Source organism: Micromonospora gifhornensis, assembly GCF_016863515.1.
Taxonomy (GTDB): domain Bacteria; phylum Actinomycetota; class Actinomycetes; order Mycobacteriales; family Micromonosporaceae; genus Micromonospora; species Micromonospora gifhornensis.
Genome location: NZ_BOPA01000005.1, coordinates 40,954 through 57,545 on the forward strand (window position 1 = coordinate 40,954; position 16,592 = coordinate 57,545).

19 protein-coding genes and 2 pseudogenes are annotated in these 16,592 nt (G+C 72.5%); 16 read left to right on the plus strand and 5 right to left on the minus strand.

Features of this window, described 5'->3' with window-relative positions; translation table 11 throughout:
* The first annotated feature begins 14 nt into the window (after positions 1-14).
* The 9 genes from Vgi01_RS02660 (at position 15) to Vgi01_RS02700 (ending at position 7,286) form a co-directional block, all read left to right on the plus strand.
* Positions 15-638 (plus strand): TrmH family RNA methyltransferase, encoded by a 624-nt coding sequence (locus tag Vgi01_RS02660; protein ID WP_204290034.1) that lies wholly within the window; start codon positions 15-17, stop codon positions 636-638.
* A 100-nt stretch (positions 639-738) separates the two neighbouring features.
* Positions 739-1,419: a DUF6758 family protein gene (locus Vgi01_RS02665; protein ID WP_343898575.1), complete on the plus strand. Its 681-nt coding sequence runs from the start codon at positions 739-741 to the stop codon at positions 1,417-1,419.
* Between the two features lie 116 nt (positions 1,420-1,535).
* On the plus strand, positions 1,536-1,694 hold the full coding sequence (locus Vgi01_RS02670) for a hypothetical protein (protein WP_007455302.1): 159 nt from the start codon (positions 1,536-1,538) through the stop codon (positions 1,692-1,694).
* Positions 1,695-1,700: 6 nt separating this feature from the next.
* Positions 1,701-2,588, plus strand: coding sequence for a PH domain-containing protein (locus Vgi01_RS02675; protein ID WP_013731430.1), 888 nt, complete (start codon positions 1,701-1,703; stop codon positions 2,586-2,588).
* A gap of 102 nt (positions 2,589-2,690) precedes the next feature.
* Positions 2,691-3,503 carry a SigE family RNA polymerase sigma factor gene (locus Vgi01_RS02680; RefSeq protein WP_204290035.1) on the plus strand — a complete coding sequence of 271 codons (813 nt, stop codon included), beginning with the start codon at positions 2,691-2,693 and terminating at the stop codon, positions 3,501-3,503.
* Positions 3,504-3,553: 50 nt separating this feature from the next.
* The gene (locus Vgi01_RS02685; protein WP_204290036.1) at positions 3,554-4,768 is read left to right on the plus strand and encodes a hypothetical protein; all 1,215 of its coding nucleotides are present in this window, start codon (positions 3,554-3,556) and stop codon (positions 4,766-4,768) included.
* A gap of 18 nt (positions 4,769-4,786) precedes the next feature.
* Positions 4,787-5,647 (plus strand): PHP domain-containing protein, encoded by an 861-nt coding sequence (locus Vgi01_RS02690; protein ID WP_204290037.1) that lies wholly within the window; start codon positions 4,787-4,789, stop codon positions 5,645-5,647.
* 33 nt (positions 5,648-5,680) lie between these two features.
* Positions 5,681-6,295 carry a MarC family protein gene (locus Vgi01_RS02695; protein ID WP_204290038.1) on the plus strand — a complete coding sequence of 205 codons (615 nt, stop codon included), beginning with the start codon at positions 5,681-5,683 and terminating at the stop codon, positions 6,293-6,295.
* 148 nt (positions 6,296-6,443) lie between these two features.
* Positions 6,444-7,286, plus strand: a complete 843-nt coding sequence (locus Vgi01_RS02700) for a RecB family exonuclease (protein ID WP_239088777.1) — start codon at positions 6,444-6,446, stop codon at positions 7,284-7,286.
* Positions 7,287-7,339: 53 nt separating this feature from the next.
* Here Vgi01_RS02700 and Vgi01_RS02705 read toward each other — a convergent pair whose 3' ends face one another.
* Together Vgi01_RS02705 and Vgi01_RS02710 are read right to left on the minus strand one after the other, a co-directional pair.
* Entirely contained in the window at positions 7,340-8,203 is an 864-nt protein-coding gene (locus Vgi01_RS02705; RefSeq protein WP_204290040.1) for an oxygenase MpaB family protein, read from the minus strand.
* A gap of 44 nt (positions 8,204-8,247) precedes the next feature.
* Positions 8,248-8,676, minus strand: coding sequence for a Fur family transcriptional regulator (locus Vgi01_RS02710; protein WP_204290041.1), 429 nt, complete (start codon positions 8,674-8,676; stop codon positions 8,248-8,250).
* Between the two features lie 182 nt (positions 8,677-8,858).
* Here Vgi01_RS02710 and Vgi01_RS02715 point away from each other — a divergent pair, with 182 nt between their 5' ends.
* Entirely contained in the window at positions 8,859-9,344 is a 486-nt protein-coding gene (locus tag Vgi01_RS02715) for a DUF2231 domain-containing protein (RefSeq protein WP_102658674.1), read from the plus strand.
* 31 nt (positions 9,345-9,375) lie between these two features.
* Here the strand turns inward: Vgi01_RS02715 and Vgi01_RS02720 are convergent, their stop codons facing one another.
* Positions 9,376-9,714, minus strand: coding sequence for a hypothetical protein (locus tag Vgi01_RS02720; RefSeq protein WP_102658640.1), 339 nt, complete (start codon positions 9,712-9,714; stop codon positions 9,376-9,378).
* Positions 9,715-9,906: 192 nt separating this feature from the next.
* Between Vgi01_RS02720 and Vgi01_RS02725 the strand changes: the two genes are divergently transcribed.
* Complete coding sequence (locus Vgi01_RS02725) at positions 9,907-10,080, plus strand: hypothetical protein (protein WP_169804606.1); 174 nt, start codon at positions 9,907-9,909, stop codon at positions 10,078-10,080.
* A 27-nt stretch (positions 10,081-10,107) separates the two neighbouring features.
* On the plus strand, positions 10,108-10,302 hold the full coding sequence (locus Vgi01_RS30425; RefSeq protein ID WP_233196855.1) for a hypothetical protein: 195 nt from the start codon (positions 10,108-10,110) through the stop codon (positions 10,300-10,302).
* A 62-nt stretch (positions 10,303-10,364) separates the two neighbouring features.
* Here the strand turns inward: Vgi01_RS30425 and Vgi01_RS30430 are convergent.
* Both Vgi01_RS30430 and Vgi01_RS02735 read right to left on the minus strand, forming a co-directional pair.
* Positions 10,365-10,523 (minus strand): annotated as a pseudogene (locus Vgi01_RS30430) (FmdB family zinc ribbon protein); the annotation flags it as partial.
* Positions 10,520-11,158 (minus strand): 5-formyltetrahydrofolate cyclo-ligase, encoded by a 639-nt coding sequence (locus tag Vgi01_RS02735; protein ID WP_373306843.1) that lies wholly within the window; start codon positions 11,156-11,158, stop codon positions 10,520-10,522. The gene Vgi01_RS02735 and the pseudogene Vgi01_RS30430, both read right to left, overlap by 4 nt.
* Before the next feature lie 112 nt (positions 11,159-11,270).
* Between Vgi01_RS02735 and Vgi01_RS02740 the strand changes: the two are divergent.
* From Vgi01_RS02740 to Vgi01_RS02755, 4 genes and pseudogenes are all read left to right on the plus strand, one after another.
* Positions 11,271-13,539, plus strand: a pseudogene (locus Vgi01_RS02740) (GGDEF domain-containing protein).
* Between the two features lie 9 nt (positions 13,540-13,548).
* Positions 13,549-14,499: a UTP--glucose-1-phosphate uridylyltransferase gene (locus Vgi01_RS02745; protein WP_102658645.1), complete on the plus strand. Its 951-nt coding sequence runs from the start codon at positions 13,549-13,551 to the stop codon at positions 14,497-14,499.
* Positions 14,496-15,809: a molybdopterin molybdotransferase MoeA gene (locus Vgi01_RS02750; protein WP_204290043.1), complete on the plus strand. Its 1,314-nt coding sequence runs from the start codon at positions 14,496-14,498 to the stop codon at positions 15,807-15,809. Before Vgi01_RS02745 ends, Vgi01_RS02750 begins: the two co-directional genes overlap by 4 nt.
* 20 nt (positions 15,810-15,829) lie before the next feature.
* The gene (locus tag Vgi01_RS02755) at positions 15,830-16,471 is read left to right on the plus strand and encodes a GNAT family N-acetyltransferase (protein ID WP_013731446.1); all 642 of its coding nucleotides are present in this window, start codon (positions 15,830-15,832) and stop codon (positions 16,469-16,471) included.
* Positions 16,472-16,592 lie beyond the last annotated feature (121 nt).

The following is a 16,592-nucleotide window of genomic DNA, read 5'->3' on the forward strand; positions in this document are numbered from 1 at the left end:
TACCCTGCCTGACCGTGACCGATGAGCAGTACGAGGTCGGCGTGGGTCCCTGGCAGGGGGATCCGCCGGACGACCCCCGCTACGACCCGCAGCTGCTCGCCGAGGGCGACCGGCGCAACGTGGTCGACCGCTACCGCTACTGGCGGCGCGAGGCGGTGGTCGCCGATCTTGATCTGCGTCGGCACGACTTCCACGTGGCGATCGAGAACTGGCAGCACGACATGAACATCGGCACGGTGGTGCGCAACGCCAACGCCTTCCTCGCGGCCGAGGTGCACATCGTGGGCCGACGGCGGTGGAACCGGCGAGGCGCCATGGTGACCGATCGCTATCAACACGTACGCCATCACGAGTCGATCGACGACTTCGTCGCCTGGGCGGGGCAGCACGACCTGCCGCTGGTCGGGATCGACAACCTGCCCGGCTCTCGTCCGCTGGAGAGCAGCACGTTGCCGCGCCGGTGCGTCCTGCTGTTCGGTCAGGAGGGACCGGGCCTGTCGGACGCGGCCCGTGCCGCCTGCGACCAACTCTTCTCCATCGCCCAGTACGGCTCCACCCGCTCCATCAACGCCGGCGTGGCGAGCGGGATCGCCATGCACGCGTGGATCCGAGCCCACGCCGGCCCGCCACCGGACTGACCGGCGCGCCGCGCCGAATGGCGACATCGCCGCCGGCAATGGCGCCGCTCCGCTTGACGGCGGGCGGCGGGCGGGTGACGGTGGAGACGTGACTGTTGCGGTGAGTTGTCCGAGATGCGGTGGGTCCGTGCGGCCGCCGGACCTGATGCACGCGGAGTCGCGCTGCCCCGACTGCGGCCCGGTCGCTCCGCTGCACGTACCCGAGAACATCGGTGCCGAGATCGTGGCGAGCGTGGTCGACCGGATCCAGGCCGCGCAGACAGGGCAACCGGCGGTGCCGCTCTGGTGCCCGTGGCCGTTGCCGCCGGGCTGGACCACCACCGGCGTGGCGTGGGCCGGCGACGACCGGCTCGGCGTACGTGCCACCGCGGTCGCCTGCGCCGGTCCGGAACCGCTCGGTGGTGGGCCCGCCGACCTGGTGTTCGTGGCCGAGGAGCCCGGGGTGGGGCTGGGTGCCCGGTACGCCGGGGTGCCGGGTCCCGATGCGGGCCCGGAACTCGCCGAGGCGTTGACCGAGCCCGGCCCCGGTCATCCGGGCCATGTCGGACGGGCCGGCATCAAGGTGGCCGGTCACCCCACTCCACTGTGGTTGATCAATTCCCTGACGGATCGAAGCGCGTACGCCGGCGAGGCTCGGGGATTGTGGCTGTATGCGATAGCCTGGCCCGCGAGCGCGGGACATCTGCTTGCCGAGGACGTGGTGTTGCACGACCTGGTGGAGTGGACGCCAACCGAGCTCGTGTACGGCGCACCGTCTCCCTACCTGCACGGGAAGGCTTGACAAGCCCCCCGGAATGTCGGAGAACGGACGCAGATATTCACGGTAAGACACCACGCTGATACTCTGGGTGCCGCTGCGGTAATGGGACCCGGCGCCGCGCGAGAGGATGGCCCGCCATGGTCAAGAAGGTCCTCACCTGGGCCGGAATCGCATTCTTGATCTTCTTTGTCGCCTACCGGCCAAATTCTGCTGCGGACGTGTTCAAGTCGCTCGGTGGCGGCATCATGGACATCGCACAGGGCTTCGGCGACTTCTTCACCAGCCTGGTCGCCTAGCCGCCGATGGGAAGCCCCTCCGGCCCGCCCTTCGATCCCGACGACCCTGATCGGGCCCGTCGGGAACAGGACACCGAGCCGATTCCCCGGATCGACCCCGATGACGGTCCGGGCCGCGGCCCCGGTTCGCGCCCCGACCCCTACTCCTCCGACGGCCCGTTCTTCTCGGACGACGCCGGCTACGGCCCGGGGCCCGACTACGTCGACGACGACCGGTCGGGGCGGGCCTGGGTGCGGGACCCCGAGGCGGGCTACCAGCCGCCTCAGATCTCCGAGGACGAGCTGGCAGGGCTGCGCGCCGACGCCAGTGGCATGACCCCACGCCGGGTCCTGCCACTGGAAGACGAGCCCAGCTCGCTGGTCGCCCGCTATCTCTTCCCCACCGAGCGCTACCGGGGCGAGTGGAAGCGGCACTGGGTCCACCTCGCCACGCCGATCGTCGTCGGTGTCGCCGCGACCTTCGTGCTCGGCTACCTCTCCGGCTTCCTCGCCGGGCAGGACGTCGGGGCGCTCACCACGGTCGCCGTGCTGCTCTGGTTCGCGGTGATGGGCTGGGTGGCCTGGAAGGTCGCCGACTGGTGGTACGACCGGTTCATCCTGACCAACAAACGGGTCATGGTGGTCAACGGCATCATCACCCGCAAGGTCGCCATGATGCCGCTGACCCGGGTCACCGACATGAAGTACGAGCAGTCGCCGGCCGGCCGCGCGCTCAACTACGGCACGTTCGTGCTGGAGTCGGCCGGTCAGGAGCAGGCGCTGCGCGAGGTCAAGAACCTGCCCAACCCCAATGAGCTCTACCTGCGCGTGGTCGAGGAGATGTACGAGCCGCAGGCGGTCGAGGCGCGGTTGGGCAAGGAGCAGGACGAGGCCAAGGCTGACGACGGTGCCTGACGGTTCCTGACCGAAAATCGGAGCTAAAGCACATCTTCCGCCCTCGACCTGCTGGTCCGGCCGTGGCAGGCTGCCCGCAGAGCCCGGTACGGGAGGTGGCGCGTGGCCAGCAGTGATCCGCTGGAGGACGAGTTCCGTGACTTCGTCACGGCCCGTTCCAGCGCCCTGCTGCGGACCGCGTACCTGCTGACCGGAGACTGGGGCACCGCGGAGGACCTGTTACAGACCGCGCTGACCAAGACGTACCTGGCCTGGAAGCGCCTCGGCGGCATCGAGGCGATCGAGCCGTACGCCCGGCGTGTGATGGTCAACACGTCGACGAGTTGGTGGCGGCGTCGTTGGCACGGCGAGCGACCCACCGAGGTGCTGCCCGAACGGCCCGGCGTCGACGAGATCGAGCAGCAACTGGACCGGGATGTGCTCTGGCGGCACCTGCGGGCGCTGCCCGCCCGCCAGCGTGCCGTGCTGGTGCTGCGCTTCTACGAGGACCTGTCGGAGTCGCAGACCGCCGCCCTGCTCAACATCTCGACGGGCACGGTCAAGAGCCAGACCTTCCGCGCGCTGGCCACCCTGCGCCGCCGGATCGGCGCGGACGAAGCCTTCACGCTGCCGGGCGCGGCGTCGTCGAGCGTGGACCCGCCCCGGCGGTCGACCGCCGCGCCGCGGACCGACCAGCCGCTTCCGGCCCGGCAGACCCGTCCCGCCACCCCGGCGCCCGCGATGCCGGCACCGGCGACTCCGACAGGTGTCCCGGATGCGGCCGGTCAGTCCGACCCGGCGATCGCCGCACATCGGCAGGACCGGTCCGAGGGCGCGCCGGAGATGGCTGCGCAGCGGACGGCCGTCGCGGGGTCCGCGCAGGCCCCGGCCGCCGCCGCGAAGCCGGACGGTGCCCTGGCGGGGGAACGGCGATGAACGCCGTTCCTGGAGATCGTGACAACCCGAGCGGGGCTCCGGATCGTCAAATGAACGTGGAGCAGGACGGGCTGGAACGGGCCGTCCGGGAGGAGTTGTCCCGGCGGGCCGCGATGCCGCATGCGACCGTCGCCGATCCGGCGGACGCCGTGATCCGGCGAGCGAAGCGGATCCAGCGTCGTCGCGCCGTGACCGGGATGAGCTTCGCCGCAGTGGCGATCGTTCTGGTCAGTGCCGGCGCGACGCAACTCGGCCAGGAGCCTCCACCGAACGGCACCAGGGTGGTGATCGGTGAGCGTGACCAGCCGCCCGAGTTGACGGTGACGCCGACCGTCCCGGCACCCAGCCCGGAGGCCGGCACCCCGTTCGTCGAGGTCGACCTGGTGCTGGGCACAACGATCGCCACCGCGCAGGGCCGCCGGGTGACTGCCGCCGGTGCCGGCCGGATCGAGCGGGCCCACCGCCTCGCCGACGATCGCGGCTGGCTGGCTGTCAGCGCGCCGGGACTGGCCGGCCGTTTCCTCTGGGCGGTGACGCCCACCGGTGCGGTGCAGGTGCTGCTCGCCGGTGCCGACGAGATCGTGGTGGACGCGCAAGGCCACCAGGTCGCCTGGAAACAGGGTTCGGTGTTGGCCAGCGCGCGGATCGTCAACGGCGAGTTGTCCCCTGCCGCCCGTGCCGAGGTGCCGGCCGAGGCGATGCCGCTGCGGATCGTCGACGGTGCCGTGCTGGTACGGCTGGCACCCGACCGCCCGGGCCATGCGCTGTGGCGCCTGCATCCCGGGGTGTTCGAACCGGGCACCGACCGGTCGACCAGTCGCATCTTCGGTGCCCTGCCCGACGGTCGGCTGGTCGGTGAGGTCGTCACCGGCACGGAGACCTGCCTGACGCTGCTCGACCCGGCCGGCGGGCTCGCCCCGACCGGCCCGGCGTGCGGGCCGAGCCTGGACGGGGACGGCCGGGGTGCGGTGTCGCCGGACGGGCGTTGGCTGCTGGCCAACGGACGCTTCGCGGACGGGGACAAGGCGCTGCTGGTCGACCTGGCCCGGCTGGACCGGTCGGTCAAGCCCGTGGTCGCCGGCCCGGCGATCAGTGGTGCCGTGGCGTGGAGTACGCCGAGCACCGCCTACTACCACGCCGACACCGTCGACCGCCTGACCCGGGTGGACGTCGATCGGGCGGCCAAGGGCGGTTCACCGACCCTGATCGCCCTCACCGGCCTGCCCGCCGACCAGCCGCCCGTGGTGGTCAGCCAGGGCGGCTGAAGCCGGTAGCCTCGGGCGATGCTGCCCGGGATCGACCTGCACACCCACTCCACCGCCAGCGACGGCACGCTCAGCCCGCCGCAGCTGGTTCGTGCCGCCGCCGAGGCGGGGCTCGATGTCGTGGCCATCACCGATCACGACACCACCGCGGGATGGGAGCCGGCGCTGCAGGCCCTGCCGGCCGGGCTGCGCCTGGTTCGAGGTGCCGAGCTGTCCTGCCGCTGGAGCGGTGTCGAGCCGTCGCTGCCGCTGCACCTGTTGGCGTACCTCTTCGACCCGGACGCGCCGGAACTGGTCGCGGAACTGGCCCGGGTGCGCGCGGCCCGGCTTCAGCGTGGGGAACGCATCGTGGCCCGGCTCCGGGCCGACGGCATCGACGTCAGCTGGCCGGAGATCCTGGCCGGGGCGGGCGGTGGGACGGTCGGCCGGCCGCACATCGCGCAGGCGCTGATCCGGGCCGGCCTGGTCGCCACCACCAGCGAGGCGTTCGGCCCCGACTGGCTGGGGGAGCGGTACCGGCTGCCCAAGGAGGACATCGACGTCTTCCGGGCCGTCCGGCTGGTCCGGGCGGCCGGAGGGGTGCCGGTCTTCGCCCACCCGAGGGCCACCCGGCGTGGCCGGATCGTGCCGGACGAGCTGATCGCCGAGCTGGCGGCGGCCGGTCTGGCCGGCCTGGAAGCCGATCACGAGGACCATTCGCCCGCCGAGCGGGAGCACGTGCGCGGCCTCGCCGCCGACCTGGGTCTGTTGGTGACGGGCTCGTCGGACTTCCACGGCACGCACAAGACGGTTCAGCTGGGGGCCTTCACCACCGACCCCGAGGCGTACGAACGGATCGTCGCCGAGTCGTCCGGGGTGGTCGAGGTCGCGTCCGGCTGATCTCGGGCCCGGCCGCACCGCTACGGTGACCAGGTGGATCTCAAGCTCTTCGGCGAGGTCTTCGTGACCCTGCTGGTCATCGTCGACCCGCCGGGCATGATGCCGATCTTCCTCGCCCTGACCAGCCCGCTGGCGGCGCGGGAGCGCAACCGGGCCGCCTGGCAGGCGGTCGCGCTCGCCCTCGGCGTGATCGTGGTCTTCGCGGTCGCGGGGCAGACCCTGCTCGCGTACCTGCACGTCGACCTGCCGGCGTTGCAGGCGGCAGGTGGACTGCTGCTGGTGCTTGTCGCGCTGGAGCTGTTGACCGGCAAGACCGACGATCCGACCAAGCAGGCCACCTCCAACATCGCCCTGGTGCCGCTGGGTACGCCGCTGCTGGCCGGCCCCGGCGCGATCGTGGCCACCATGCTCTTCGTCCAGCAGGCCGACGTGGCGGCGGACTACATGGCCATCGCCACCGCCATCGTCGCGGTGATGCTTACCGTCTGGATCGTGCTGCGCTTCTCCGGCGGCATCGTCAAGGTGTTGCGGCCCGGCGGCATCGAGGTGCTCACCCGCATCGCCGGCCTGCTGCTGGCGGCGATCGCCGTGCAGCTCATCGCGGACGCGATCTTCGCGTTCGTGGCGGACTTCACCGCCACGCGCTGACCGGTCGGGCGCAGTGTCGGGGGTGGATGGCAGGATCGCAGGCGTGCGACGACCCTCCCCGACCGGACGACCTGCCGGACGACCCGCCGCCGGTGGGCGTGCGCCCCGACCGCGCGACGCGCAGCCGGAGCAACTCGGCTTCGACGGCATGCCGGAGCGGCTGTTCGTCTGCACCCCGAGCAAGCTCGGCGCGTACGCGGACTGCCCCCGTCGTTACCGCTACACGTACGTCGACCGGCCCGCCCCGCCGAAGGGCCCGCCGTGGGCGCACAACTCCCTCGGCGCCAGCGTGCACACCGCCCTGAAGAACTGGTACGCGCTGCCCGTCGACCGTCGTCGCCCCGAGGTGCTTCCCACCCTGCTCAAGGGCACCTGGGTGCGCGACGGCTACCGCGACGACGAGCAGGAACGCGAGGTCTACCGCCGGGCCCTGGGCTGGCTGGAGGCGTACGTCGACGGGCTCGACCCGGCCGACGAGCCGGTCGGCGTGGAGCGGGTGGTGGCGGTCAAGACCGGGGTGCTGGCCTTCAACGGCCGCGCCGACCGGATCGACGGGCGGGCCGGCAGCGACGGCCCCGAACTGGTCATCGTCGACTACAAGACCGGCCGCACCGGGCTGGACGCCGACGATGCCCGAGGCTCGCAGGCGTTGGCCCTCTACGCGTACGCGGCCGAGCGGGTCTTCCGCCGACCGTGCCGACGGGTCGAGCTGCACCACCTGCCCAGCGGCACAGTAGCGGCGCACGACCACACCGTCGAGTCGCTGGCCCGGCAGGTGTCCCGGGCGGAGGAGACCGCCCGCGACATCATGGCCGCCGAGCGGACCGTCGCCGACGGCGGTGACCCGGACGAGGCCTTCCCCACCACACCGGGCCCGCGCTGCGCCTGGTGCGACTACCGCCGCACCTGCCCCGCGGGCGCGACGTTGCCGGGCAAGGAGCCGTGGGCCGCGGTCGACCGCCCCGCCGCACCCCCCACCGAGCAGGACTGAGCCGTCCCGGACGCCGCTTAACCGGTGAGGGCGGGTCAGGCGGTGAGGGCTGGTCAGGCGGTGGGGGCGGTGCTGGCCAGGCTGGCGTATCGCTCCTCGGCGGCGCGGCGCATCGGGCCTTCCCGCCAGTCGCGGGGCAGCGCGGTGAGGGCGAGCCGCAGCGTGCGTACCGTCACGTCGGCCGAGAGCGCGGTGGTCGGCAGGCCCAGCCCGCCGTAGAGCCGCCGGGCCCAGGCGGGCAGCAGGGCCAGCGCGGTGCCGGCGATCCCCAGGTACGCCCACCGTGCCGGGCTCAGGTTGAGCCCGATGCGGGCGGGCAGGCTGAGCTTCCACGGCAGCGGTGGGGCGGTCAGGAACAGTGCGGTCTCGGCGGCCTCCCGGGTCATCCGCAGCTCGGGTCGGACCTGCCGGTAGTACTCGGCGACCTCGGCGGCGGTGCCCGGCACCGTCTGCGGGTCCAGCCCCACCAGGGCGGCGACCCGACGCTGCTCGGTGTAGTAGGTGTCCACCTCGGCGGCGTCCAGCGGCACACCGGCACGGCGGCCGGTGTCGAGGAACGATTCCACCTCGGTGACGTGCACCCAGCGGAGCAGGTCCGGCTCGTCGATGCGGAACCGCTCACCGGTGGCCGGGTCGACAGCAGTCATCCGGGCGTGCAGCCGGCGTAGCCGCCGACCGGCCTCCTCCGCCTCGGCGGTGGTGCCGTAGAGGGCGGTCCCGACGTAGTTGGCGGTGCGGATCAGGCGTCCCCAGGCGTCCTGGCGGTAGTTGCTGTTCTGCGCCACCCCGGCCATCGCCCGAGGGTGCAGCGCCTGAAGGTAGAGCGAGCGCAGACCGGCGACGAACAGAATCGGCTCGGCGTGCAGCTTCCACGACACGGATCCGGGACCGAACAGGCCGGCGTCGGCAGACTCCATCATCCAAGCCTGCCACGGCACCTGGTCACCGCTTCAACGCACGGTCAGTGATCAATGGCACGACGGGTCTGGCAGGTGGGGCAGAGACCCCAGAAGGTGACCTCCGCCTCGTCGACCTGGAAACCGTGGGCGGTCCCGGAGTCGAGGCAGGGGGCGTCGCCGACGGCGCAGTCGATGTCGGCGATCTCGCCACAGCCACGGCACACCACGTGATGGTGGTTGTCGCCCACTCGGGCCTCGTACCGGGCCGGGCTGCCGGCCGGCTCGATCCGGCGGGACAGGCCGGCGCGGGAGAGCGCCCCCAGCACGTCGTAGATCGCCTGGGTGGAGACCGAGTCGAGGCGTTGCCGTACCTGGCGGGTGATCTCGTCCACCTCGAGGTGACCGCCGCCGGCCAGGACGTCGAGCACGGCGAGGCGGGGCCGGGTGACCCGCAGGCCCTTCGACCGGAGCAGTTCCTCACCGGTTGGCATGCGTCAATGACAACACGCTGAACTCTGCGCGACAACCAGACGCCGGCCCCCGCCGTCGGGCGGTTGATCAGCCGGGCGGTTGAACCGTGCGGATCTGCGCGGCGTGTGAACCAGCAGGGCGATGGGCGGGCGATCCGACGCGCCGTACGCTGACAGCCACGATCATCAAGCCGGAGGTGTCGATGTTCGAGAAGGCGCTGGGTCTACCCCTGCACGTGTTGGTGGTGCACGCGGTGGTGGTCTTCGTACCGCTGCTGGTGCTGCTCGCCCTCGCGTACGTCGCGCTGCCCCGGTTCCGGGCCCGCCTGGACTGGGCGGTGGCGGCGCTGGCGGTGGTGGCCCCGATCACCGCGTGGGTCAGCGTGCAGTCCGGCGAGGCGTTGCAGGAGCGGCAGATCGCGCGCGGCTTCTCCGGCGAGATCCTCGACAAGATCAACGAGCATGCCGAGTACGGCGACGTGCTGTTCTGGATCACCCTGGGACTGGCCGTGACGGTGGCGCTGTTGCTGGTGGCGACCGGCCGTCACGACCGGCTGCCGAAGCTGCCCGACTGGGCTGCCCCGGTGTTGTCCGTGCTGGTGCTGGGGCTCGGGGTGGCCGCGCTGATCTACGTCTGGCTCACCGGGCACTCCGGCGCCGAGATGGTCTGGGGCAACACCTTCGAGTAGCAGCGCCCGGGTGCGGGAATCCGGGTTCGCGTCAGAACAGCGCCCGGGTGCAGAGCAGGCAGACCAGCGCCACGAGGACCACGCCGGCGACCGCGCCCACCCCCCAGGTCACCCGCTGCGCCCGCTGTTCCTGCGCGTCGAGGGCGGTCATGTCCTGCGGCGGCAACTGTCGGGGCGGGTTGACCCGCAGGTGCACCGGTGGCCGCCAGCCGGTCGGCGGCGCGACGGTCGGTGGTGGCCCCGGATAGCCGACCGGCCCGCCACCCGGCGTCGGTCGCGGCGGCGTCGGCTCGCCGGACGTGGCCCCGTCGTCGGACTCGGGTCGACGCCACGGCTCGTCGGAGGTCGGGCCGGGTCGGGAGGTCGTCACGCCGTCCGACGCTACCAACCACACCGCCCGAAGACGGTCAGGCCGCCCCGCCGTGCCGGGGTCGAGACTCGATCAGCGCGGCGGTCACCGCCCAGGCGTCGGTGGCGTGCCCGTCATCGCCCGAGGTGGCGGGCACGTCGGCGAGACGACCACGTCGCGGTGGCAGCTGCGCAGCGGCTAACCTTGCGCCTCGTGATGACGCAGGAACCCCGCAGCCGGGGCGACGACGACCGGGTGGTCGACCTGGGCGACGACTTCACGGTGCTGCCCGAGCAGACCGCCGACGACACCGACCAGGGGTGGGGCGAGCGAACCGGCGACAACGACGACCGGTTGCTTGCCGAACGCCCGCCGCACTGGGACTGACGCGTCGGCGACCGGCCGACTCAGGAGGTGCTGGCGGCAGCCGGTGCCTTGCCACCGCCGGAGGAACCGCTCGACGAACCGCCGGTCGAACCGGACGACGAGCTGCTCGACGGGCTCGACGGCGTGCTCGTGCCGGAGGAGGACGAGTCGGACCCGCTGGACTTGGTAGTGGTGCTGCTCGACGTGCTCTCCGAGCCGGACGAGCGGGAGTCGGTGCGGTAGAAGCCGGAGCCCTTGAAGACGATGCCGACGGAGTTGAACATCTTCCGCAGTCGCCCCTCGCACGCGGGGCACTCGGTCAGCGGCTCGTCAGAGAAGGACTGCACCGCCTCGAGCTGGTGACCGCACGCGGTGCAGGCGTACTGGTAGGTGGGCACGTTCTCCTCCGGATCTGATACGGCCGGGTTGGCACTCGACGTGTTCGAGTGCCAATGGTGCGTCATGGGGGCCCGGTTCGTCCAGCGGACGTGTGGGTCACGACACCCGAGAGGGTGTCGAGCGGGATCAGACCACCGGTCGGGGTGACGACCGCGCGTACCGGCCGGTCGTGACGTTCGGCCGGGAGGGTGTCGAGCAGTTCCCCGTCGTACAGCGGCGTCACCGTCAGGACGTTCGCCGGCACCCTTGCCAGCGCCCGGTCGTACGAGCCGCCACCCCGGCCCAGGCGTACGCCTCGGCGGTCCACCGCGAGGGCGGGCACGACGACCAGGTCGGCGGCGGCGATCGCGGCCAGCCCGAGCCGGGTCGTGGCCGGTTCCCGGATGCCCCGGCCGGCGGCCACGAGCGCCTGCGGCCCGGCCCAGGCGGCCCAGTCCAGATCCAGATCGTCGCGCAGGACCGGCAGCAGCAACTGCGCCCCGACCGGCAGGGCGGCGGCGAGCACCGCCGGCAGTTGCGCTCCGCCGGGCTCGCTGCCGACCGGCACGTACGCGGCGACCCGGGTCGGCCGCAGTCGGCGTACCAGGGCAGCCAGCTCGTCCTGGACGCGCGCCGCAGCCGCGTGGCGCTCGGTTTCGGTCAGGGCCCGACGGCGGGCGAGCAGCTCGACCCGCACCGCTCGCTTCGCGTCATGCGTCACTTCCGCGTCTTCCGCAAATTCCGGCACGCAACACTCCTCACGCAACGCTCGTCTTGCGGTTGCTCTGTGTCAGCATCGCAGGCAACGGTCGCGCAACTTCCGGGGGGAAGTGTTGACGCTACGCGGGCGGTTGACAGCAGCCTTCCTGGCCGTGGCGTTCGGCCCGATCCTGTTCGGGGCCGTCTTCGTCGCCTCGACCGTGACGGCGGTGGACCGTAGCCGCGCCACGGAACGGCTGGCGGTGGCCGCTGCTGCCGCGCGTACCTCGATCGACGCTCTCTGCCAGCAGTTGCGGGCCGCCGCGGACGCCGTCGCCCTGACCGCCGACCACCGGGGTGCCGCCACCCAGGTGGTCGGGCGGGGCCTCGCCGCAGCCGTGCAGGTCACCGACGTGACCGGACAGATCATCGTGGCCACCCCGAACGCTCCGCCGGCCCCCTGGCGGGACTGCGGCGACCATGCCCGGCCCACCGGGCCGGTCGCCGCGCTCGCGGTTCGGGTCGAGTTGCACGACATCAGCGGCGCGGCGCTGGGCACGGTCACCGCCGCGCAGCCTGTCGACCCGATGCTCGTCGCCCGACTGGCGGCGGTGACCGGGGTCGCGGTGACCCTGCTCGACGGTGCCGCCCCCACCCTCACGGTGGCCCACTCCACCGAGTCCGACGGCGGTGCCGAGGCGGTCCTGGCCGCCGCCTCCGCGCTGCGCGAGGAAGGTGTGACGAGTACCCCCGACGGGCGCTACCTGCGGCGGGTCGGCCCGGCCCCGGGGCAACCCCTCCCACTGGTGCTGTCGGTGCCCAGCGACCAGCCGCCCGGGCTGTACCCGGTGCTGATCGCCGTCGTGCTGCTGGCGGCCCTGCTGGGCGTGGCGGTGGCGTGGCGGCTGGCCCGGGTGACCACCCGGCCGCTCGTGGAACTGGCCGGCGCGGTGGACCGGGTCGCCGCCGGTGACCTCACCGCCCGGGTGCCGGTACGCAGCGGCGACGAGATCGGCCGGCTGGCCGAGGCGTTCAACCGGATGACCCGGGAGACCGGCGGCTACCTGGCGGCGCTGGCCAGCAGTCGGGACCAGCTGCGTGGCCACCTCGCCGTGCTCGGCGACACCCTGGCCAGTACGCACGACCTGCAACGGATCCTGCGGGTGATCCTGCACAGCGCACTCGCGGCGACCGGGGCCCGGGCCGGTGCCGTCCTGCTCACCGAGCCGGGCGGGATGCTCGTCGCGCAGTGCACCGAGGGCCTCGACGAGTACTGGGCCGGCACCGGGACGCCGCAGGTGCCGCTGGGCAGCAGCGTGGTCGGTGCGGTCGCGGCCACCGGCCAGCCCTGCCGGGGACGGATGGAGACCGCCGCCGCGTCGCCCGGCGAGCCGAGGTGCGGGACGTACATCGCGGTGCCGTTCGCCGCCCCCGAGGCCGGCAGAACCGCGGACAGCCGCTGCGGGGAGGAGGGTGCAGCGTCGGCCCGGCCGTTGGGGGTGCTCGCGCTCTACGACCGACTCGGCGGGGAGGAGTTCGACGACGACGACCTGGCGACGCTGCAGACCTTCGCCGGGCACGTGGCGGTGGCGGTCGACAACGTACGCGTCCACGAGGAGGCGCAACGGCTGTCGCTCACCGACCCGCTGACCGGCCTGTGGAACTACCGCTACCTGCGTGAGTCGCTGCGTCGTGAGGTGGAGCGGGCCAACCGGTTCGGTCGGATGGTCAGTGTCCTCGTCCTCGACCTCGACCGGTTCAAGAAGATCAACGACACGTACGGGCATGCGGCCGGCGACACCGTGCTGGCCGAGTTCGCCCGCCGGGTCCGCGGCGAGATCCGCGAGGTGGACCTCGCCTTCCGCCAGGGTGGGGAGGAGTTCGTGGTGCTGCTGCCGGAGACCGACGCCCGAGGTGCCACGATCGTCGCCGAGCGGCTCGGCGCGGCGACCCGCAACACACCGGTCGCCGTGTTGGGGCACGCGGGCGTGCAGGAGTCCATCGGGTTCACCGTTTCCATCGGCATCGCCGTCTATCCCGATCACGCCGAGACCGGACTGCGGGTGCTGGAAGCGGCGGACGAGGCGCTCTACGCCGCCAAGTCGGCCGGCCGGGACACCTGGCGGGTGGCGCAGGACACGAGTCGGATCACCGACCCGGGCGACGGCGGCACAGGTGTACGGGCCGCCCACGCGGCGCCTCCCACCCGGGAGATGCCGGTGTCGGCCGTGACGAGCAGCCCGATCGACGGCCTGCCCCGGGCTGGTCCTGTCGACGCCACCGGTGCCCCGGCCGAACGCGACGAGTCCGCCTGAGACGGTTGTGCCCTGCACCGGCTGAACCGGTCGGGTGGGCGGCGCGTCTTCCGGTCCTCACCCGCCGAGGTGCGGCCGTGGCCGATAGTCTCGCGACATGTCGGAGCACTCAGCGAACCCCTCAGCGGCCGCCGCCGGTCGCCCCCGTGCTGTCAAGGCCGTGATCCCGGCTGCGGGCCTGGCGACCCGGTTCCTGCCGGCCACCAAGGCGGTTCCCAAGGAACTGTTGCCGGTCGTCGACCGTCCGGTGTTGCAGTACATCGTCGAGGAGGCCGCTCAGGCCGGCATCGGCGACATTCTGCTGATCACCGGCCGCGGCAAGACATCGATGGTCGACCACTTCGACCGCCGGCCCGACCTGGAGGAGCGGCTCGCGGAAAAACCTGACCTGCTGGCCGCCGTCAAGCGGACCGAAGAACTGGCGGCCATCTACACCTGCCGGCAGCCCGAGCAGCTGGGTCTCGGCCACGCCGTCGGGTACGCCGAGTCGCACGTCGGAGACGAGCCCTTCGCAGTGCTGCTGGGCGACGAGTTCGTCAAGCCCTCCGAACCGCTCCTGCCGGCCATGCTGGAGCTTCAGGCCCGTACCGGCGGGGTGGTGCTGGCCTTCTTCGAGGTCGACCCGGCCGAGACCAAGCGGTACGGCATCGCCTCGGTCGAGCCGGCGGAGGCCGAGCTGACAGACATCGGCGAGGTCGTGAAGGTCACCGGCATGGTCGAGAAGCCGACACCGGAAGAGGCGCCGAGCAACCTGGCCGTACTGGGCCGCTACGTCCTGCCCGGCAGGATCTTCGATGCCATCCGGCGTACCCAGCCGGGCAGCGGCGGCGAGATCCAGCTGACCGACGCGATGGAACTGCTGCGGACCGAGGGCACCCCGGTGCACGCGATCGTCTACCGGGGCACCCGCTACGACACCGGCATGCCGCTGGGCTACCTCCAGACCGTGGTGCAGATCGCCGCCGAGCGCGAGGACCTGGGCAGCGAGTTCCGCAAGTGGCTTGCCGAATTCGTCAACTCCGACGCGTCGGGCGGTCGGGATACATGACCGCGACGGCCGACGCCGAGGCGGCCGAAAACGGGTTGACGCCGCTCGCCGACTACCTGGGCAGTGTGCTGCGCAGGTTACGCGCGCTGCCTCCACTCGACCTCGACCTCACCCAGGCGTACGGCAACGTCCTCGCCGAGGACGTCGTCGCGCCGCACTCGTTCCCGGCCTTCGACCAGGCGGCCGTGGACGGGTACGCCGCGCGCTGGGAGGACATCGCCGGCGGGGGCCGGGGCACGATCTACGTCCCGGCCCAGTCGGGCGGGGTCGCCGGCCGCACCGTACGGCTCAATGTGGTCGGTGACCTCGGCGCGGCCAGTTGGCGTCCGGTCCGCCTCACCCCGGGCTCGTGCTTCTCGGTCGCCGCCGGTGCGCCGCTGCCGATCGCCGCCGACGTGGTGGTGCCGGTGGAATGGACCGACCAGGGCATGGCGGCGGTGGAGATCTTCCGCGTCCCCAAACGGGGGTACGGGGTACGCCGCACCGGCGAGGAGGTGGCCGCCGGTGCGGTGCTCGCCCGCTCCGGCACGTACGTCTCGCCGGCGTTGGTGGCGGTGCTCGCCGCCACCGGCATCGGGCACGTGGTGGTCCGCCCCAGCCCTCGGGTGGTGATCGTGGCCACCGGCGACGAACTTGTCGACGTGGGCCGGGGCAGCCAGCCCGGTCAGGTGGTGGACGCCAACTCGCACGCGTTGACCGCCGCCGCGGCGGAGGCGGGCGCGCTGGCGTACCGGGTGGGCATCTGCGACGACGACCCGGAAGGGCTGCGCGGCCTGCTGGAGGACCAGACGCTGCGGGCCGACCTGATCATCACCACCGGCGGCACCGGCACCGGGCCGGGTGACATGGTCCGTCGCATCCTGTCCCGCCGGGAGGGCAACCGGGCCGGCCCGGTCACCTTCACCGACGTGGCGCTCTACCCCGGCACCGCGCTCGGGTTCGGCACCGTCGGCGCCGAGGAAGTGCCGGTGGTCTGCCTGCCCGGCGACCCGGGTGCCGCGATGATCGGCTTCGAGGTGCTGGCCCGTCCGGCGATCAACCTGCTCGCAGGCGCCGAACCGGTCTTCCGTCCCAGCGTGCGGGCACACCTGCTGGAGACCGTCTCCTCACCCGCCGGGCTGCGCGAGTTCCGGCCCGCGCACGTCGCCGAGCGGCGAGGCGGGGGTTACACTGTCCAACCGCTCAATGGCGGCCCGTTCACCCTCTCCGGCCTGGCAGAGGCGAACGGACTTCTCGTACTCGGCGAGCGGGTGACCGCCGCCGCCGCTGGCTCCACGGTGGACGTGCTGCTGCTCGACCGCCGCCGCTGACGCTGCAACGTGGAGGACAGGTGCGGTTCCGACAGGCACCCGGCTGGCCGGCGGTACTCACCGACGGTCCGGTGACCCTGCGGCCGTACCGGCGCTCCGACGCGATGGCCTGGTCGGAGGTGCGCTGCGCCAACCGTGAGTGGCTGGCCCCCTGGGAGTCGTCGCTGGGCGGTGACTGGGACCAGCTGAACTCGCCGGCCACCTTCCGATGGGTGTACCGGGACCAGCGGCGATCGGCGCGTACCGGTGAGGGCATGCCGTTCGCGGTCTGCCTCTACGCCGACGGCGAGGAGCGTCTGGTCGGGCACATCAACGTGGGCAACATCGTGCGCCGCGCGTTCTGCTCCGGCTACGTCGGCTACTGGGTGGACCGCCGGGTCGCCGGCCGGGGCGTGATCCCGACCGCGTTGGCCCTCGTCGTCGACCACGCCTTCGGCCCGGGTGGGCTGCACCGGGTGGAGGTCAACATCCGGCCGGAGAACCGGCCGTCGCGCCGGGTGGTGGAGAAGCTGGGCTTCCGCGAGGAGGCGTACCACCCGCGCTACATGCACATCGACGGCGCCTGGCGCGACCACATCGGATACGCGATGACCAGTGAGGAAGTCGCCGCCGAGGGTGGGCTGCTGGCCCGCTGGCACCGGCTACGTGCCCGTACGCCATGATCACGCCGTGAGGCGTCCCACGTGCAGGATCGGCGCGGCGCGGTGGTTCCGGCGACGCTGACCCGTAACCTCAAGTAACTGCAAGCTGCGGCAGGCGCTGCCCGCTCCGCACGTTTCACGT